This window comes from Nonomuraea sp. NPDC049784, assembly GCF_040659615.1.
Classification (GTDB): domain Bacteria; phylum Actinomycetota; class Actinomycetes; order Streptosporangiales; family Streptosporangiaceae; genus Nonomuraea.
The window spans coordinates 1-14,674 of sequence record NZ_JBFAMX010000039.1 but is presented as its reverse complement, the minus strand read 5'-3'; the positions used below and the strand labels follow the sequence as shown (position 1 = coordinate 14,674).

The window sequence follows — 14,674 nt, the reverse complement described above, 5'->3', positions numbered from 1 at the left end:
CTGGTGTCAGACCCGGTCGAGGGGGCGATGAGGCTCAGCCGGGAGCTCTACCTTGATCGAGTCGCCGGGGCGCACGATGCCACCGGCTCTGACGATGCTCATGACCCCGGCCCTGCGCACCAAGTTCCCAGCCCCGTCGCGGCCGACGACCTGCTTGAGCAGACCGTCCTGGAAGTTGTCGATCTGTACGCAAGGATTGCGCAGACCAGTCAGCTCCACAACGGCTTCGTCGCCGATGCGCAGCAGCGTACCGACCGGCAGGCCGAGTAGATCGATACCCCTGGTGGTGATGTTCTCGCCGAGCTCACCGGGCTTGACAGTGAAACCCGCCTCGCCGACCTGGGTGAAGAGCTCCTCGTGGATGAGGTGGACCTGACGCAGGTTCGGCTGGGTGGGGTCCTGAGCGACCCGAGAGCGGTGCTTGACCGTCACACCCGCATGGACGTCCCCCTCTACCCCGAGACCGGCGAGCAGGGTGATGCTCTCCCGGTTCGGCTTGGTGAAGGAATACTCGCCGTTGCTGCTGACCGCCGTGACTGTCCCGCTCATCAGGCTTGACCCCTTATGTATGTTCTGACCCACTCAGGACCTTAATTCAGCCATCAGCGTGCGCCGCTCTGAGGGTCGAGACGAGCACGAAGCAGGATGTCGGGGTGCGCACTCGAAGGAACCGGCTCTGGGCTACATTCGAGCCGTGATTCGGATCGAGCGCCTTGACCACCTGGTTCTTACCGTCGCGGACATCGAAAGGACCATCTCGTTCTACAGCGGGGTCCTGGGCATGGAGCCGGTGACGTTCGGTGCAGGCCGCCGGGCGCTGGCGTTCGGCGTTCACAAGATCAACCTGCATGAGGCGGGGAGGGAGTTCGACCCCAAGGCTGCCAGGCCGGTGCCGGGGTCCGCCGATCTCTGCCTGATCAGCGCTGTCCCAATCGAGGAAGTCGTACGGCATCTGGAGACGTGCGGGGTTCCCATCGAGGAGGGCCCGGTCCGCAGGACTGGCGCTCAAGGTCCCATAACGTCGGTCTACTTCCGCGACCCTGATGGAAACCTGATCGAAGTTTCCACCTACTAGCGATCCCTCGTCCTGGCCCGGTAGGAACGTAGGTCCTCGCCCTTCTCGAAGAGGCCGGCGAGGACCGGTATGCAGGGCTCGACGACCTCCCGGTCGGTGATCTTGCGGGCGCCGGTGTGCCGTCCGGTCACCAGTCGCCCTCGAGCATGGCCAGGTAGCTCGGCAGACCGCCCTCGTCGAAGTGCTGGGCGCGTTCGAGTTTCCAGAGCACCCCACTCGCGGCCTCGAACTCCCTGGCGAAGTCGGCCCCGTACTCGGCCGAGTCCACCGCCTTGGCGGGCGCGGACCGTAAGCGGCTCAGGACATCACTCATCAGGCCTCCTGAGAATCAGGGCTCGTGACCATCGATGATGCATCATGTAGCGTCGCGAGAAACGCGGGACCTACCGAGGAGCGGTAGATGGTTGAGGAGCAGCGACTCGACGCGACAGAACAGCAGACGAGAAGACAACTGGTCCGGGCGGTGATCGCCTCCGCCGTGGGGACCTCGATCGAATGGTACGACTTCTTCCTCTACGGCTTCGCCGCCAGCACGATCTTCGCGGAATTGTTCTTCCCGAAGAGTGACCCCACGACGGGTCTCCTGCTGTCTCTGGGCACCTACTTCGGCGGGTTCGCCGCCCGCCCGATCGGGGCGGCGATCTTCGGGCACTACGGCGATCGGATCGGTCGCAAGGCCACCCTCATCATCACGCTCCTGAGCATGGGTATCGCCACCGCGCTGGTCGGGGTGCTGCCGACGTACGAGCAGATCGGGATCTGGGGCGGCATCCTGCTGACCGTGCTCCGGCTGCTCCAGGGCATCAGCGTCGGCGGCGAGTGGGGCGGGTCCGTGCTCCTGGCCACCGAGTGGGGCAAGTCGCGTGGTGGGCGGCGCGGGTTCCTGGGCAGCTGGCCGCAGTTCGGGGTGCCGGTCGGGCTCGTGCTCGGCTACCTGGCACTCGAGGTGTTCCAGCCGCTCGACCCCACCTGGGGATGGCGCATTCCGTTCCTGCTCAGCATCGTGATGGCCGGCGTCGGCCTCTACATCAGGCTCGGCATCCTGGAGACGCCGGTCTTCGCCAAGCTCCTGAAGGAGAACAGGGTCGAGCGCGTCCCGGTGCGTGAGGTCATCGTCAGGAACTGGCGGGAGATCGTGCTGAGCGCGCTGCTCAGGACCGGGCAGCAGGCGCCGTTCTACATCTTCACCGTCTTCATCCTCACGTACGCCACCAAGACCCTGGGGTTCAAGGCGGGCGACATCTATCCGTACGTCATCGCCGCCGGAATCGTGTCACTGTTCACCGTGCCCTTCTGGGGATACATCTCCGACCTCGTGGGGCGGCGCAGGCTGTACATCATCGGCGCCGCGGTCATGGTGGTCTGGTCGTTCATTTACTGGCCGCTGCTCGACACCCGCGTCCCCTCGCTGGTCTTCCTGGCCATCGTGCTGACGGCGCCCATCCACGACATCCAGTACGGCCCGCAGGCCACGTTCATCGCCGAGAGCTTCACCGGGCGGCTGCGCTACAGCGGGGCCTCGCTCGGGTACCAGCTGGCCTCGGTGACGGCGGGCGGGCCCGCGCCGTTGATCGCGGTGTGGTTATATGCGACGTACCAGAGCTCGTTCGCCATCGCCATATATATGGCGATATGTGCGTTGATCAGCGTAGTTGCGGCGGCCGCGCTGAAGGACCGGTCGCAGCAGGACTACGCGGTCGAGTACGACGACGTGCAGCCCAAGACCACCTAGGCAGGAACGTGTGACACCGCTGCTGCGACAGGTCCAGCCAGGTCGGCGGGGCCGACCCCCGGATCAACGAGGTCGTCACCGCACTCATCACCCACCTGCACGCCTTCGTCGAGGAGGTCAGGCCCACCGAGGAGGAATGGATGGCGGGCCTCGGCTTCCTGATCGAGACCGGGAGGATGTGCACGCCGGAGCGCGACGAGTTCGTCCTGCTGTCGGACATGCTCGGCCTGACCAGCGCGGTCGACGACGTCAACCACGAGGGCCCCGAGGGCATGACCCCGTCCTCCGTCCAGGGCCCCTTCCACTCCCCGGCGCCCGCGCGCGAGCTCGGCGACTGGATCAGCCACGGCCCGGAGCGCGACCGCGCGGTCCCGGCCGTGGTGCACGGCCGGGTCACGGACTGCGACGGCGCCCCGCTGGCCGGGGCGAAGGTGGAGCTGTGGCAGGCCAGCGACGCCGGCCTGTACGACTCCCAGGACGAGGCCCAGGAGCCGGGCAACCTGCGTGGCCTGTTCACCGCCGATGCCGGCGGCCGCTACTGGTTCCGTACGATCCGGCCGAGCAGCTACCCGGTCCCCACCGACGGCACCGCCGGCAGGCTGCTGCACGCCATCGGACGCCATCCCATGCGCCCCGCCCACCTGCACTACCGGGTCACCGCGCCGGGCCACCGGCCGCTGACCACGCACGTGTTCCTGGCCGGCGACCCCTACCTGGGCTCCGACGCGGCGTTCGCGGTCAAGGAGGAGCTCATCCGGGAGGCGCGACCGCGGACCGGGGGCTGGGGGATGGACGGGCCGTACGAGGAGATCGAGTTCGATGTCAGGCTCGTACCGCTCCGTCCTCCCCTTGGAGTGCCCCCTTCCGTGCGTCAGCCGTAAGCGCGTACCTCCAGCAGCCCGACCGAGCCCTGGCCGCTCTGCAGCACGACCCGGAGCCGGGTCGTGCTGACAGCGGTGAACGTGACCGCGTTGTACGTGTCGGCCACGATCCCGTACCCGCTCGCCCCCGGCACGTCGGCGTAGGCGCAGCCGTTCCAGTACTGCAGCTTCCACGACGCGGGCACGCGCACCTCGCCGCCGTCGTCGAAGAAGTAGACCTCGGCCGACTTGATGGTCTGAGCCGCGGACCACGTCAGCCCGGCCCACTGGGTCCCGGTCTCCGGCCAGGTGCCCCAGCGCGGGCTGGGCACCTGGCCGTCGTTGATGGCCGCGACGCTCTCCCAGGGCGAGGTGTACGAGGCCGAGGGCGTCGCCGTCGTGGCCAGGTTGACGGGTGTGGGAGTGCCGCCCCCGCCGGTGCCGAAGGCCAGGTCGTCGTCGGTGAAGATCGCGGCATGTCACATATTCGAAGCGGCATAGAGTGTTCGGGCTAGCAACAAGGGCTGTCAAGATGCGGTGAAAATTTCAGTTCCGAAGGCCGCGGCGGCCGCATGGGTCTGGGCGAGCCGCTCCTGCTCGGCCGTCCAGCCGGCGAACTCCTGGGCCAGCGTGGTCGCCGCTGTGGTGCGCGTGTCGGTGCTGACGGTGACGGGCAGCCCGGCCGCCAGGAGCCGGGTGGCGGGGTGTTCGGCCAGGCTGGGTACGGCGCCGGTCAGCACGTTGCTGGTCGGGCACATCTCCAGGGCGATCCGGTCGCGCCGCAGCCGGTCGAGCAGCGCCCCGTCGCCCGCGCACCGTACGCCGTGGCCGATCCGGCGCGCGCCGAGCACGTCGATCGCCTCCCACATGCTCTCCGGGCCGGCCGCCTCGCCGGCGTGCACCGTACACGGGAGCCCCGCCGAGTGGGCGAGGTCGAAGGCGGCCCGGTGCGGTGCGGCGCCGTGCAGTCGCTCGTCGCCGGCCAGGTCGAGTCCGGCCACCTTGTCGCGGTGCCGCAGCGCCGTCTCTGCGACGGCGAGGCTCTCCTGCGGCGTCTGGTGCCGCAGGCAGCACAGCAGCAGCCCGGTACGCACTCCGGTGGCCGCCCGCCCCGCCGCCAGGCCCTCGGCGACGGCCTCGACCGCCTCGCCCTGGGACATGCCGTGGCGGCCGTGCAGTTGCGGGGCGAAGCGCACCTCGCCGTAGACCACGCCGTCGGCATGCCAGTCCTCGACCAGCTCGCAGGCGGCCCTGCTCAACGCGTCGGGCGTCTGCAGCACCAGGAGAGGCACGTCGATGTAGGTGAGGAAGCCGGCCAGGCTGCCGCAGCCGGCGGGCGCCGTGACCAGCCGCTCGACGGGGCCGTCCAGGGTGATGCCCTGGCGGCGGGCCAGGTCGGCGACGGTGCCGGGGCGTACGGATCCGTCGAGGTGGCAGTGCAGCTCGTAGCGCGGGATCATCGATCTCCTTCCAGGGCACAGGTGTCGAACAGCAACTGCTTGAAGCCGCGCTCGTTGACCCGCCGGACCAGCGTCAGGTTCGGGGCGGGAGCGGAGCGGCGGCGGTCGATGATCAGCTGCCCGCGGGTCTCGTCCCCGAGGGCGACGTCCACGTGGGCCTGCTCCTGCTCGAGGACCAGCTCCGGCCGGAGCGCCACGGCCATCGCGACGGGGTCGGGGAGGTCGTACCCGGACAGGCCGGTGACGTCCCGGGCCCACTCGGCGACCGTGCGGTTGACGCGGTGGGCGAAGGTGGCCATGGGGGTGCCGAGCTGCTCCAGCCAGAGCTGATCGGCGGGTGTCATGACCGCGTCCTTACGCGAGACGTCCCAGCCGATCCAGGTCACCTGGTCCGGCGTGGCGGACTCCAGCACCACCCGGGCGGCCTCGGGATCGGCCCACACGTTGAACTCGGCGGTGGCCGAGATGTTGCCGTGCATGTCAGCGGCGCCGGCCATGCAGTACACGTGCCGGTACCGGCCGATCAGGTCGCGGTCGCGGAGTAGGGCGACGGCGAGGTTGGTGAGCGGGCCGAGGGTGACCAGCGTCAGCTCGCCGGGGTGGCGGCGCGGGTAGTCCAGGAGGACGTCGACCGCGTGTTCGGGCTGGGCGGCGCGCTCGGGCTCCGGCAGGCCGATGTCTCCCATCCCGTCGTCGCCGTGCACCTGCTGGGCGGTCGACAACGTGCGACTCATCGGGCACTCGCAGCCGGGATGGACGGGGATGTCGGCGCGCCCGGCCATCTGCAGGGAGATGAGCGCGTTACGGGTCCCGGTCGCCAGCGGCACGTTGCCCGCCACCGTGGTCACGGCGCGGACGTCGCCCAGACCGCTGGCGGCGGCCAGCAGCAGCGCCACCGCGTCGTCCGAGCCGGTGTCGGTGTCGACGATCAAGGGCAGCACGGCACGCCTCTCTCTTTCTAATCGTTTAGAGCGCCTATCTAATCGATTAGATGCGAGAATGTAAACCGCTATGACGAAACGCCCGAGCACTCTGGCCGACGTGGCCCGCAGAGCGGGGACCTCGACGGCGGTGGTCAGCTATGTGATCAACAACGGCCCCCGTCCCGTGGCCGCCGCGACCCGCGAGCGCGTCCTGGCCGCGGCGGCCGAGCTCGGTTACCGCCCCAACCGCATCGCCCGCGCGCTGCGCTCGCGCACCACGGGAGTGGTGGGCCTGGTGCTGGCCGACGCGTCCAACCCGTACTTCGGCGCCCTGGCCAGACACGTCGAGCAGGCGCTCGAGCGGCGCGACCGGCTCACGCTGGTGGGCAACGCCGGGTTCTCCGCGGAGCGCCAGCGGCATCTCGTCGAACGTTTCCTGGCCGCCCAGGTCGACGGGCTGGTGATCGTTTCAGCGGACACCGCTGGTGACGCGGCGGCGTTGGCCGAGGCGGCCGGCGTACCTGCCGTGTATGTCCACAACGGTCCCCCGCACGGGCACGCGCCGGTGGTGGCGGCCGACAATCAGGCGGCCGTGCGGGAGGCGGTCGCGCACCTGCGCAGGCACGGGCACGGGAGCATCGCCTTTCTGGCGGGCCCGCACGATGAGGGGCCCGTGGGCGTGCGGCGGGAGGCGTGGGACGCGGCCATCGCCGGAGACCCCGGGCCCGTGCTCCTGCGCTGCGACTACTCGCGTGCCGCGGCGGACGCCCTGACCCGCCGCCTCGTCTCGGAGGGCGCCATGCCGCGCGCCTTGATCACGGCCACCGACGAGCAGGCCATCGGCATCCTGTCCGGCGCCTGGGCCCGCGGCCTTGCCGTCCCTGACCGGCTCGCCCTGATCAGCCTCGACGGGACCCCGGAGAGTGCCTACACCGCTCCCGCGCTGACGGTCACCGAGCAGCCGCTCCAGGCCATGGCCGAGCAGGCCGTGGACCTGCTCCTCTCTCCCGCCGCGCTCGCCCAGCCACCGACCCGGACTGGGGAGGCGGCTCTGATCCGGCGGCGCAGTTGCGGGTGCGGGGGATGACCCCCTGAGCTGCAGGGATGCGTTGGGGGATCTTGGCGTTACCCGTGCCTGATGTTGGGGAGGATTCGCGGCGGGATCGATCTGAGCAGCGGGGGAACGAAGGTCATGTGTCACGGGGCCGCGATGACCGTTCATGCCCTGGACGGCGGCGGCGCCGACCTGTGGGCCGCGCGGATGCAGATGGCGCTGTCGCTGGGCTGGCACATCGTGCTCGCCTGCTTCGGCGTCGGGATGCCGGCCATCACGCTGATCGCCGAGTGGCGGGGCCACCGTAGCGCCGATTCGCACTACCGGCTGCTGGCCCGCCGCTGGGCCAAGGCGATGGGCGTGCTGTTCGCGGTCGGCGCGGTGTCGGGCACGATCCTGTCGTTCGAGATGGGCCTGCTGTGGCCGGGCATGATGGGCGTGTACGGCGAGGTCATCGGCCTGCCGTTCTCCCTGGAGGGCATCGCGTTCTTCATCGAGGCCATCTTCGTGGGCATCTACCTGTACGCCTGGGACCGGCTGCCGCCCAGGACGCACATGCTGGCCGGGATCCCGATCGTGCTGGCGGGGGTGGCCAGCGCGTTCTTCGTCGTCAGCGCCAACGCCTGGATGCAGCAGCCGACCGGCTTCCAGGTGGGGGACGGCCGCATCGTGGCGGTCGACCCGTGGGGCGCGATGTTCAACCCGTCCACGCCGCCGATGACCACGCACATGATCCTGGCCGCGTTCATGGTCACCGGGTTCGGCATCGCGAGCGTCTACGCCGTCGCCATGCTGCGCGGCCGCCGTGACCGCTACCACCGGCTCGGCCTGCTGCTGCCGCTGACCGTGGCGGCGATCATCACCCCGGTGCAGATCGGCGTGGGGGACTGGGCCGCCCACTCCGTGGCCGACCACCAGGCGGTCAAGCTCGCCGCCATGGAAGGCGTGTTCAGGACCGGGCGCGGGGTCCCGCTCCATCTCGGCGGCATCGCGATCGACGACGAGATGCGATACGCGCTGGAGATCCCGTACGGGCTTTCCCTGCTGGCGCACTGGGATCCGAATGCCGAGATCCACGGGCTGGAGGAGGTGCCGTCCGCCGACCGCCCGCCGGTCAACGTGGTGCACTGGGCGTTCCAGATCATGGTCGCGCTGGGCTTCGCCCTGCTGGCCCTGGCCGCCTGGCTGGCGTTGGAGTGGAGACGGCGACGTGACCTGCCCCGATCGCCCTGGTTCCTGCGTGCGGCGGCGGTGTCGGGCGTGGCCGCGGTGCTGGCGCTGGAGGCCGGCTGGGTCGTCACCGAGGTGGGCCGCCAGCCGTGGATCGTCTTCAGGGTGCTGCGCACGTCGCAGGCGGTCAACCCGGCGCCCGGCCTGGTGTACGGGTTCGTGCTGGTGACGGTGGTCTACCTGCTGCTGACCGTGGCCACCGTTTACGTGCTGCGCCGCCTGGCCCGCGACGTCCCGGTGCCGGTCGCGCCTCAGGAACGCGACGTCAGCGGTTACAAGGTCGTGTGAGCATGCCGCTGCCAGAGATCATGCTCGCGGTCCTGTGGCTCGGCCTGACCGCGTACGTGCTGTTCGGCGGCGCGGACTTCGGCGGCGGCATCTGGGACCTGCTCGCCGGCGGCGCCAAGGCGGGGCAGCGGCAGCGGGCGCTGATCGAGCACTCGATCGGCCCCGTGTGGGAGGCCAACCACGTGTGGCTGATCTTCGTGATCGTGCTGACGTGGACCGGCATCCCGTCGGTGTTCGCCGCCGTCGCCTCGACCCTCTACATCCCGCTCACGCTCGCCGCGCTGGGCATCATCGGCCGCGGCGCGGCCTTCGCCTTCCGCAAGGTCTCCACGGAGCTGTGGCAGCGCCGGCTGTTCGGCGCCACGTTCGCCTTCTCCTCCGTCGCCACCCCGTTCTTCCTCGGCACGGTCGCCGGCGCGATCGCCTCGGGCCGGGTGCCGCCCGGCATAGCCAAGGGCGACCTGGTGGGCAGCTGGCTGAACCCCACCTCCGTGACCGCCGGAGCGCTGGCCGTCGGCACCGCGGCCTACCTCGCCTGCGTCTACCTGACCCGGGACGCCCAGCGCGAAGGGGACGCCGATCTCGTGGAGGCCTTCCGGCGGCGGGCGCTGGGCTGTGGCGTGGTCGTCGGGGTGCTGTCGGCCGCGGGCCAGCTCGTCCTGTGGGCCGACGCGCCCCGCCTGTTCACCGAGCTCACTTCGGGGCGGGCGCTGCCGCTCCTCCTGCTGTCCGTGATCGCGGGGCTGGCCTCACTGGCGCTGATGTGGCGGCGGGCGTACGTGGCCGTGCGGATCACCGCCGCGCTGGCCGTGACGGGGCTGCTGTGGGGCTGGGGGGTCGGACAGTATCCGGCGCCGCTCCCCGGCGTCCCTCTGGACGAGGCGGCCGCCACCGACTCCGTCCTGGCGGCCAGCCTCGGAGCGCTGGCCGTGGGCGCGCTCCTGCTGCTGCCGTCGCTGTGGTGGTTGTACGCCACCTTCCAGCGAGACCGCGGGACCTCGTCGTAGGGGCCATGGGGTCGCTAGGGGATGAGCCACTCCGCGATGTCCGCGACGACGGCCGGGTCCACGTGCTGGGCCGGCTCGTAATCCGCCGGGCCGGAGGGGCCCTCGCCGGGAAAGAACAGGTGGTCGTCGGCGTCGTAGACGCGGAACGTGACGTCCGACCGGTGCGCGAGCCCCGCCTTCCATCGCGCGAGGTCGTCCTCGACGGTCACCTGGTAGTCACGGGCGCCCTGGAGCAGGAGCATCGGCTTGTCGAGCGCGGCCGCGGTCGCGACGGGGTCGTAGCCACGCATGTCCAGCCAGTACGACCCGGAGAAGCCGAACAGCAGCTCCGTGGCGGGCGTGTCGGGTGACAGGTCAGGGCCGGCGACCATGGCGGCCTGCCGTTCGATGGTCTCGACGGCCGCCTGCGCAGCGGGGTTGAGCGCGGCGAGGTAGCGGACGGTGCGGACGGCGGCCTCGTGCATCGGCTGGGCGTCACCGGCCAGGATCACCAGACCGGCCACGGACGGCTCGGCGGCCGCGATCCGCGGGGCCGCCTTGCCGCCCATGCTGTGGCCGAGGACGAAGATCCGCGCCGGGTCCACATCCGGCCGGCGCTGGAGCAGGTGGACGGCGGCCACCGTGTGCGGGACGTACTCGTCGGCCATCGTGAAGTCATCCGCCAGGGCGTGGACGTGGGTCACCTTGTCGTACCGCAGGACCGCCACCCCCATGCCGGCCAGCCCCCAGGCCAGGTCCTTGAGCGGCTTGTTCGGCCCGCTGGTGGCGTCCCTGTCGAACGGACCCCCGCCGCTGAGCAGCACCACGCCGGGCCACGGGCCGCCCCCGCGCGGCAGGCTCAACGTCCCCGGCACGGCCAGCGGGCCGGAGCCGACGGTGACCTCTTGCTCGTCGAACGTCTCCGGACGGGCGTAAGGCGGGGGGGCCCACTCCGCGACGCTCGCGGGCGCGAGCCGCAGGCCGTTCAGCAGGCCGGCGTCGTCAACCGACATGACGACCGTGAGCCCTCCGCGCTCGCATGTCACCGGAACGCTCACCCGGACCAGTCCCTCCTGGATCGGCTCGCTCACCGGCTCTCCCACAGCGGAAACAGGCCCTTTCACGCCCGTCTCGGCGGCCCAGGCGGCCCGGAGCGTCTCAGCGGACACCAGCGCCCGCAGCGGCGCCGCGAACAGGCCCTCGATTTCCGTGAAGCGCCCGTCGCGCGCCATGCCGACCACTGCCGTGGCGGTCGCCACCGGATCCGTTGCCATCCCCGCTACCCTTCTCGATTTTTGAGAAAGGTAGCACATCATGAGATCGTAGGGGAATGGACCCGTTGGAGCTCCTGGGACAGCCCGTACGGCTGCGCATCGTGCACGCGCTGCGCGGCGGCCGGACGCTGACCACCTCCCAGCTGTGCGCTCGCATCCCCGACGTCTCGAAGGCCACCGTCTACCGGCACATCGAGCTGCTGGCCGCCGGAGGGATCCTGGAGGTGGCCGAGGAGAGGCGGGTGCGCGGCGCCGTGGAGCGCCTCTACCGGCTGCGCCAGGACCGGGCCACGATCGACGCCGGCACCGCCGAGTCGCTGACGCCCGAGGATCACCGGCGCGGGTTCGCCGTGGCGATGGCCGCCCTGCTCGCCGAGTTCAACGCCTATCTGGACAAGGAGCACGCCGACCCGGCGGCGGACCTCGTCGGATACCGCCAGCACGCCGTCTGGCTCAGCCGGGAGGAGCTGCTCGAGCTGATCACCCAGATGCGTCGCGCGATCCTGCCCGTGCTGGACAATTCCCCCGCGCCAGGGCGGACGCAATACCTGATCAGCCCTATCCAGTTCCCGATCGAGCAGCCGTCCGCCGATCCCGATTGAGCGCCTAGCCTGGTGCTGTTTCAGCCGCTTTCGCGCTATGAAGTGATATGTGGAATCTGTCCGCTACTGGCGTTACCACGGGCTCGGCGGCCTGGACCTGATGCATGCGCGGTTCGTCCGGCACCGGTTCGCCCGGCACAGCCACGAGACGTATGCGATCGGGACGGTGGAGGCCGGTCAGGAGGAGATCCGGTTCGCCGACGGCGTGCAGTACACAGGCGCGGACGAGGTCGTGCTGATCGAGCCGGGCGTCGTCCACACGGGCGGGCCCCACACGGCCGACGGATGGGCGTACCGGGTGCTGTACCCGAGCGTCGAGCAGGTGCGGGAGGTCGCCGACGAGATCGGCGTGCCGGGCGGGACCCCGTCATTCGAGCGGCGGGTGGTCGCCGACGCGCGGATGGCCCGGCGGGTGGCGGCCGCCCATCGCGTGGCGGAGTCCGGCGCGTCGCTGGCCGCCGACTCCCAGCTCTACACGCTGCTGGCCCTCATGCTCCGCGCGTACGGCACGCGCCGTCCGCAGCGCCAGGCCCGCAGGACCGGCAGGAGGAGCGTGGCCCAGGTGCGGGACCTGCTGCACGCGACGATGCCGGACCCGCCAGGCCTGACCGAGCTGGCGGCCGTGGGAGGGGTCACGCCGTACGCCCTGGTGCGCTCCTTCCGGCGCGCGTACGGCATGCCGCCGCACGCGTACGTGACCCAGCTGCGCGTCGCGAAGGCTCGCGAGCTGCTGCGGCAGGGAATACCGCCGGCGCAGGCGGCCGTCACGGTGGGGTTCTGCGATCAGTCGCACCTCTCGCGGCACTTCCGCCGCCTGGTCGGCGTGCCGCCGCGGGCCTACCAGCGTGGGGTGCAATAACGTCCAATCCTTCACGTACGCCGTGCGTCTACGGTGCCCGCGTGACGACCGACGAACGTGCTCTTCCCCTCGAACTCGACCCCTCCGCCATCGCGCGCCTGGGCCGGCACGCGGTGGACTTCCTGGCCGACTGGGTCCGCGAGCTGGACTCGGCGCCCGCGAGCGACTACGAGCAGGCCGAACGGCTGACCACCACGCTGCGGCGGCCGCCCGGCGACGGTCCTGGCGACTTCGCCGCGCTCCTGGAGCTCTTTCGCCAGGCCGCCGGGCAAGGCGTGGACACGGCCGGTCCGGGCTATCTCGCCTACTTCCCGGCGGGCGGGCTGGTCACCGCGGCGCTGGCCGAACTGCTGGCCCAGACCGTCAACCGCTTCACCGGCGTGGCCCAGGTGGCACCCGCGCTGGTCGCCATGGAACACGGGGTGCTGACCTGGTTCTGCGACCGGTTCGGGCTGCCCGCGGGCGCGGGCGGGCTGGTCACGACGGGCGCGTCGGTGGCGACGCTCTCGGCGCTGCTCGCCGCGCGCCACGCCCGGGGAGACGGCACCTTGTACGTGACCGAGCACACGCACTACTGCGTCGCCAAGGCGGCCCGCATCGCCGGCCTGCCCGCCGAGCGGATCCGTACCCTGCCCGCCACCGCCGACCTGCGCATGGACGTTTCGGCGGCGGCCACGATGATCGCTGCCGACCGCGCCGCGGGGCTGCGCCCGTTCCTGCTGGTCGGCACCGCGGGAACCACCAGCTCCGGCACCGTCGACCCGCTTCCCGAGCTGGGCGAGCTGGCTCGCGGGGAAGGGCTGTGGTTCCACGTGGACGCCGCCTACGGTGGGGGATTCCAGCTCACCGAGCGCGGCCGGGCCCGGCTCGCCGGCATCGAGGCGGCCGACTCGATCGCGCTGGATCCGCACAAGAGCCTGTTCCTCCCGTACGGCACGGGCCTGCTGCTGGTGCGCGACCCGGCCGTACTGCATGCCGCCCACGCCGCCGATGGCCGGTACCTGCAAGACCTCAGCCCGATGGACGACCTGCCCGACTTCGGGCACCTCGGGGTGGAGCTGACCCGGGAGTTCCGCGGGCTGCGGCTGTGGCTGCCCCTGCACCTGCACGGCGTACGGGCCTTCGAACAGGAACTGGACGAGAAGCTCGACCTCGCCGCCTACCTCCACCGCCACCTCGCTCAGGACCCGCGCTTCGAGGTGCCGTGGCAGCCGGACCTGACGGTGCTGCTCTTCCGGCTACGCGGGACGGACGAGGACAACAGGCGGCTGCTGGCCGAGATCAATTCCAGCCGGCGCGTCTACCTGAGCAGCACCACCATCGACGGCAGGTTCTTCCTGCGAATGTGCGTGCTCAGCTTCCGCACCCATGCCGACCGCGTCGAGGAGGCCCTGGACATCATCCGCTCGGCGTGCTGACCGGAACCTTCATGTCCTCCTTATGCGTTGATCCGGAACACGGGGAGGTTCGGATGGACGTTGTCCTGGCTCTCGTGTCGGCGCTGCTGGGGGCGGTCACCGTCGGCACGGTTCTCACGGCGGAGTTATCGCGGGCTAGGGCTCGCCTGAGGGTCGGCGGGCTGAGGGACGTCGAGCTCGGCTACTACGACCTCGCCTATCTGGCCGGCGGCCCCGCGCGGGTGGCGGACACCGCGCTGGGGCTGCTTTCCAGGGAGGGCGAGATCCGGGTCACGAGAGGGGGCAAGCTGCACCGCGTTCGCGGCGCCGTCTCCGCGGGATACCCGGTGGAGCAGCGGGTGCTCGCGATCATGGCCGGGCGGTCAGTCGGTCAGCCGGCCGTGCGCGTCAAGCGGGAGGTGGCGGGGAGCGCGGAGGTCGCCGAGATCAGGGACAGGCTCGTCGGCCTGGGCCTGCTCGTCGATCCCCAGGCCGTGGCCGGGTACCGCGTCTGCCAGGACCTGCTGAGATGGACCCCCGGGATCGCGGTCGGCGGGATGGTGGTCAACGTGATCGTCATGATCATCATGGGCTCGCCGGAGTTGTCGGTGGCGAGCCTGCTGGGGTTCGGCGCGAGCTGGTTGGTCGCCAAGAAGATCAGACCCCTGTACGCCAGGAGCCGGCGGGTCACGCTCGGCCGGGCGGGGCGCCATCACGTGGAGAAGGCGCGGCGGGAGCACCCGCACGGGGTCGTCGCCGACGCGGTGGCGATGCCGCTGGCGCTCTACGGGTTGAGCCACCTCGGCGACCCCGCGCTGTCGGCCGAGATCAGCACCCGGGCGATCCCCGACGGCCACCTTTCGGGCCACGAACCTCTACTACCTGAACGGCAACACCGGGAACAGACTGGTCGTCGACCGTGTGCGCCTGCGGC

At 70.9% G+C, this 14,674-nt stretch carries 18 protein-coding genes; 11 read left to right on the top strand and 7 right to left on the bottom strand.

Annotation, left to right across the window (positions count from 1 at the left end; genetic code table 11):
- Window positions 1-6: 6 nt before the first annotated feature.
- Window positions 7-549 (bottom strand): MOSC domain-containing protein, encoded by a 543-nt coding sequence (locus AB0J09_RS12250; RefSeq protein WP_360689134.1) that lies wholly within the window; start codon window positions 547-549, stop codon window positions 7-9.
- A 145-nt stretch (window positions 550-694) separates the two neighbouring features.
- On the opposite strand from AB0J09_RS12250, the gene AB0J09_RS12245 reads away from it, so the two are divergent.
- A complete protein-coding gene (locus AB0J09_RS12245; protein WP_360689132.1) occupies window positions 695-1,075 on the top strand; it encodes a VOC family protein in 381 nt (126 codons plus the stop codon).
- On the opposite strand, the gene AB0J09_RS12240 is transcribed toward AB0J09_RS12245, so the two are convergent.
- Window positions 1,072-1,206 (bottom strand): hypothetical protein, encoded by a 135-nt coding sequence (locus AB0J09_RS12240; protein WP_360689131.1) that lies wholly within the window; start codon window positions 1,204-1,206, stop codon window positions 1,072-1,074. The genes AB0J09_RS12245 and AB0J09_RS12240 overlap by 4 nt on opposite strands.
- Complete coding sequence (locus AB0J09_RS12235) at window positions 1,203-1,388, bottom strand: hypothetical protein (RefSeq protein ID WP_360689129.1); 186 nt, start codon at window positions 1,386-1,388, stop codon at window positions 1,203-1,205. The genes AB0J09_RS12240 and AB0J09_RS12235 overlap by 4 nt, the downstream gene beginning before the upstream one ends.
- 87 nt (window positions 1,389-1,475) lie before the next feature.
- Between AB0J09_RS12235 and AB0J09_RS12230 the strand changes: the two genes are divergently transcribed.
- Both AB0J09_RS12230 and AB0J09_RS12225 read left to right on the top strand, forming a co-directional pair.
- Entirely contained in the window at window positions 1,476-2,807 is a 1,332-nt protein-coding gene (locus AB0J09_RS12230) for an MFS transporter (protein WP_360689127.1), read from the top strand.
- A gap of 62 nt (window positions 2,808-2,869) precedes the next feature.
- Complete coding sequence (locus AB0J09_RS12225) at window positions 2,870-3,688, top strand: dioxygenase (RefSeq protein WP_360689170.1); 819 nt, start codon at window positions 2,870-2,872, stop codon at window positions 3,686-3,688.
- Here AB0J09_RS12225 and AB0J09_RS12220 read toward each other — a convergent pair.
- Window positions 3,679-3,999, bottom strand: a complete 321-nt coding sequence (locus AB0J09_RS12220; RefSeq protein ID WP_360689125.1) for a hypothetical protein — start codon at window positions 3,997-3,999, stop codon at window positions 3,679-3,681. The two genes, AB0J09_RS12225 and AB0J09_RS12220, sit on opposite strands and share 10 nt — an antisense overlap.
- A gap of 13 nt (window positions 4,000-4,012) precedes the next feature.
- Between AB0J09_RS12220 and AB0J09_RS12215 the strand changes: the two genes are divergently transcribed.
- Window positions 4,013-4,168, top strand: a complete 156-nt coding sequence (locus AB0J09_RS12215; protein WP_360689123.1) for a hypothetical protein — start codon at window positions 4,013-4,015, stop codon at window positions 4,166-4,168.
- A gap of 26 nt (window positions 4,169-4,194) precedes the next feature.
- Here the strand turns inward: AB0J09_RS12215 and add are convergent, their stop codons facing one another.
- The gene (add, locus tag AB0J09_RS12210) at window positions 4,195-5,127 is read right to left on the bottom strand and encodes an adenosine deaminase (RefSeq protein ID WP_360689121.1); all 933 of its coding nucleotides are present in this window, start codon (window positions 5,125-5,127) and stop codon (window positions 4,195-4,197) included.
- Entirely contained in the window at window positions 5,124-6,068 is a 945-nt protein-coding gene (locus tag AB0J09_RS12205) for a nucleoside hydrolase (RefSeq protein WP_360689119.1), read from the bottom strand. The genes add and AB0J09_RS12205 overlap by 4 nt, the downstream gene beginning before the upstream one ends.
- 70 nt (window positions 6,069-6,138) lie before the next feature.
- Here AB0J09_RS12205 and AB0J09_RS12200 point away from each other — a divergent pair, with 70 nt between their 5' ends.
- From AB0J09_RS12200 to AB0J09_RS12190, 3 genes are all read left to right on the top strand, one after another.
- Window positions 6,139-7,137 (top strand): LacI family DNA-binding transcriptional regulator, encoded by a 999-nt coding sequence (locus AB0J09_RS12200; protein WP_360689117.1) that lies wholly within the window; start codon window positions 6,139-6,141, stop codon window positions 7,135-7,137.
- Window positions 7,138-7,260: 123 nt separating this feature from the next.
- Window positions 7,261-8,622, top strand: a complete 1,362-nt coding sequence (locus AB0J09_RS12195; protein WP_360689115.1) for a cytochrome ubiquinol oxidase subunit I — start codon at window positions 7,261-7,263, stop codon at window positions 8,620-8,622.
- A 2-nt stretch (window positions 8,623-8,624) separates the two neighbouring features.
- Window positions 8,625-9,629 (top strand): cytochrome d ubiquinol oxidase subunit II, encoded by a 1,005-nt coding sequence (locus AB0J09_RS12190; RefSeq protein ID WP_360689113.1) that lies wholly within the window; start codon window positions 8,625-8,627, stop codon window positions 9,627-9,629.
- Window positions 9,630-9,643: 14 nt separating this feature from the next.
- Here the strand turns inward: AB0J09_RS12190 and AB0J09_RS12185 are convergent, their stop codons facing one another.
- On the bottom strand, window positions 9,644-10,882 hold the full coding sequence (locus tag AB0J09_RS12185) for an alpha/beta hydrolase (RefSeq protein WP_360689111.1): 1,239 nt from the start codon (window positions 10,880-10,882) through the stop codon (window positions 9,644-9,646).
- Window positions 10,883-10,938: 56 nt separating this feature from the next.
- Here AB0J09_RS12185 and AB0J09_RS12180 point away from each other — a divergent pair, with 56 nt between their 5' ends.
- The 4 genes from AB0J09_RS12180 to AB0J09_RS12165 form a co-directional block, all read left to right on the top strand.
- Window positions 10,939-11,484, top strand: coding sequence for a helix-turn-helix domain-containing protein (locus AB0J09_RS12180; protein ID WP_360689109.1), 546 nt, complete (start codon window positions 10,939-10,941; stop codon window positions 11,482-11,484).
- Between the two features lie 49 nt (window positions 11,485-11,533).
- Window positions 11,534-12,343 carry an AraC family transcriptional regulator gene (locus AB0J09_RS12175; RefSeq protein WP_360689107.1) on the top strand — a complete coding sequence of 270 codons (810 nt, stop codon included), beginning with the start codon at window positions 11,534-11,536 and terminating at the stop codon, window positions 12,341-12,343.
- Between the two features lie 41 nt (window positions 12,344-12,384).
- Window positions 12,385-13,761 carry an aminotransferase class V-fold PLP-dependent enzyme gene (locus AB0J09_RS12170; protein WP_360689105.1) on the top strand — a complete coding sequence of 459 codons (1,377 nt, stop codon included), beginning with the start codon at window positions 12,385-12,387 and terminating at the stop codon, window positions 13,759-13,761.
- A 53-nt stretch (window positions 13,762-13,814) separates the two neighbouring features.
- The coding region (locus AB0J09_RS12165; protein WP_360689103.1) for a TIGR04222 domain-containing membrane protein at window positions 13,815-14,674 on the top strand (860 nt) is incomplete at its 3' end.

Bases quoted from the DNA above. Each gene is read 5' to 3' on its own strand.
- AB0J09_RS12250 (WP_360689134.1), bottom strand. From the start codon at position 549: ATGAGCGGGACAGTCACGGCGGTCAGCAGCAACGGCGAGTATTCCTTC.
- AB0J09_RS12235 (WP_360689129.1), bottom strand. From the start codon at position 1,388: ATGAGTGATGTCCTGAGCCGCTTACGGTCCGCGCCCGCCAAGGCGGTG.
- AB0J09_RS12230 (WP_360689127.1), top strand. From the start codon at position 1,476: ATGGTTGAGGAGCAGCGACTCGACGCGACAGAACAGCAGACGAGAAGA.
- AB0J09_RS12215 (WP_360689123.1), top strand. From the start codon at position 4,013: ATGGCCGCGACGCTCTCCCAGGGCGAGGTGTACGAGGCCGAGGGCGTC.
- add (WP_360689121.1), bottom strand. From the start codon at position 5,127: ATGATCCCGCGCTACGAGCTGCACTGCCACCTCGACGGATCCGTACGC.
- AB0J09_RS12200 (WP_360689117.1), top strand. From the start codon at position 6,139: ATGACGAAACGCCCGAGCACTCTGGCCGACGTGGCCCGCAGAGCGGGG.
- AB0J09_RS12195 (WP_360689115.1), top strand. From the start codon at position 7,261: ATGACCGTTCATGCCCTGGACGGCGGCGGCGCCGACCTGTGGGCCGCG.
- AB0J09_RS12190 (WP_360689113.1), top strand. From the start codon at position 8,625: ATGCCGCTGCCAGAGATCATGCTCGCGGTCCTGTGGCTCGGCCTGACC.
- AB0J09_RS12185 (WP_360689111.1), bottom strand. From the start codon at position 10,882: ATGGCAACGGATCCGGTGGCGACCGCCACGGCAGTGGTCGGCATGGCG.
- AB0J09_RS12180 (WP_360689109.1), top strand. From the start codon at position 10,939: ATGGACCCGTTGGAGCTCCTGGGACAGCCCGTACGGCTGCGCATCGTG.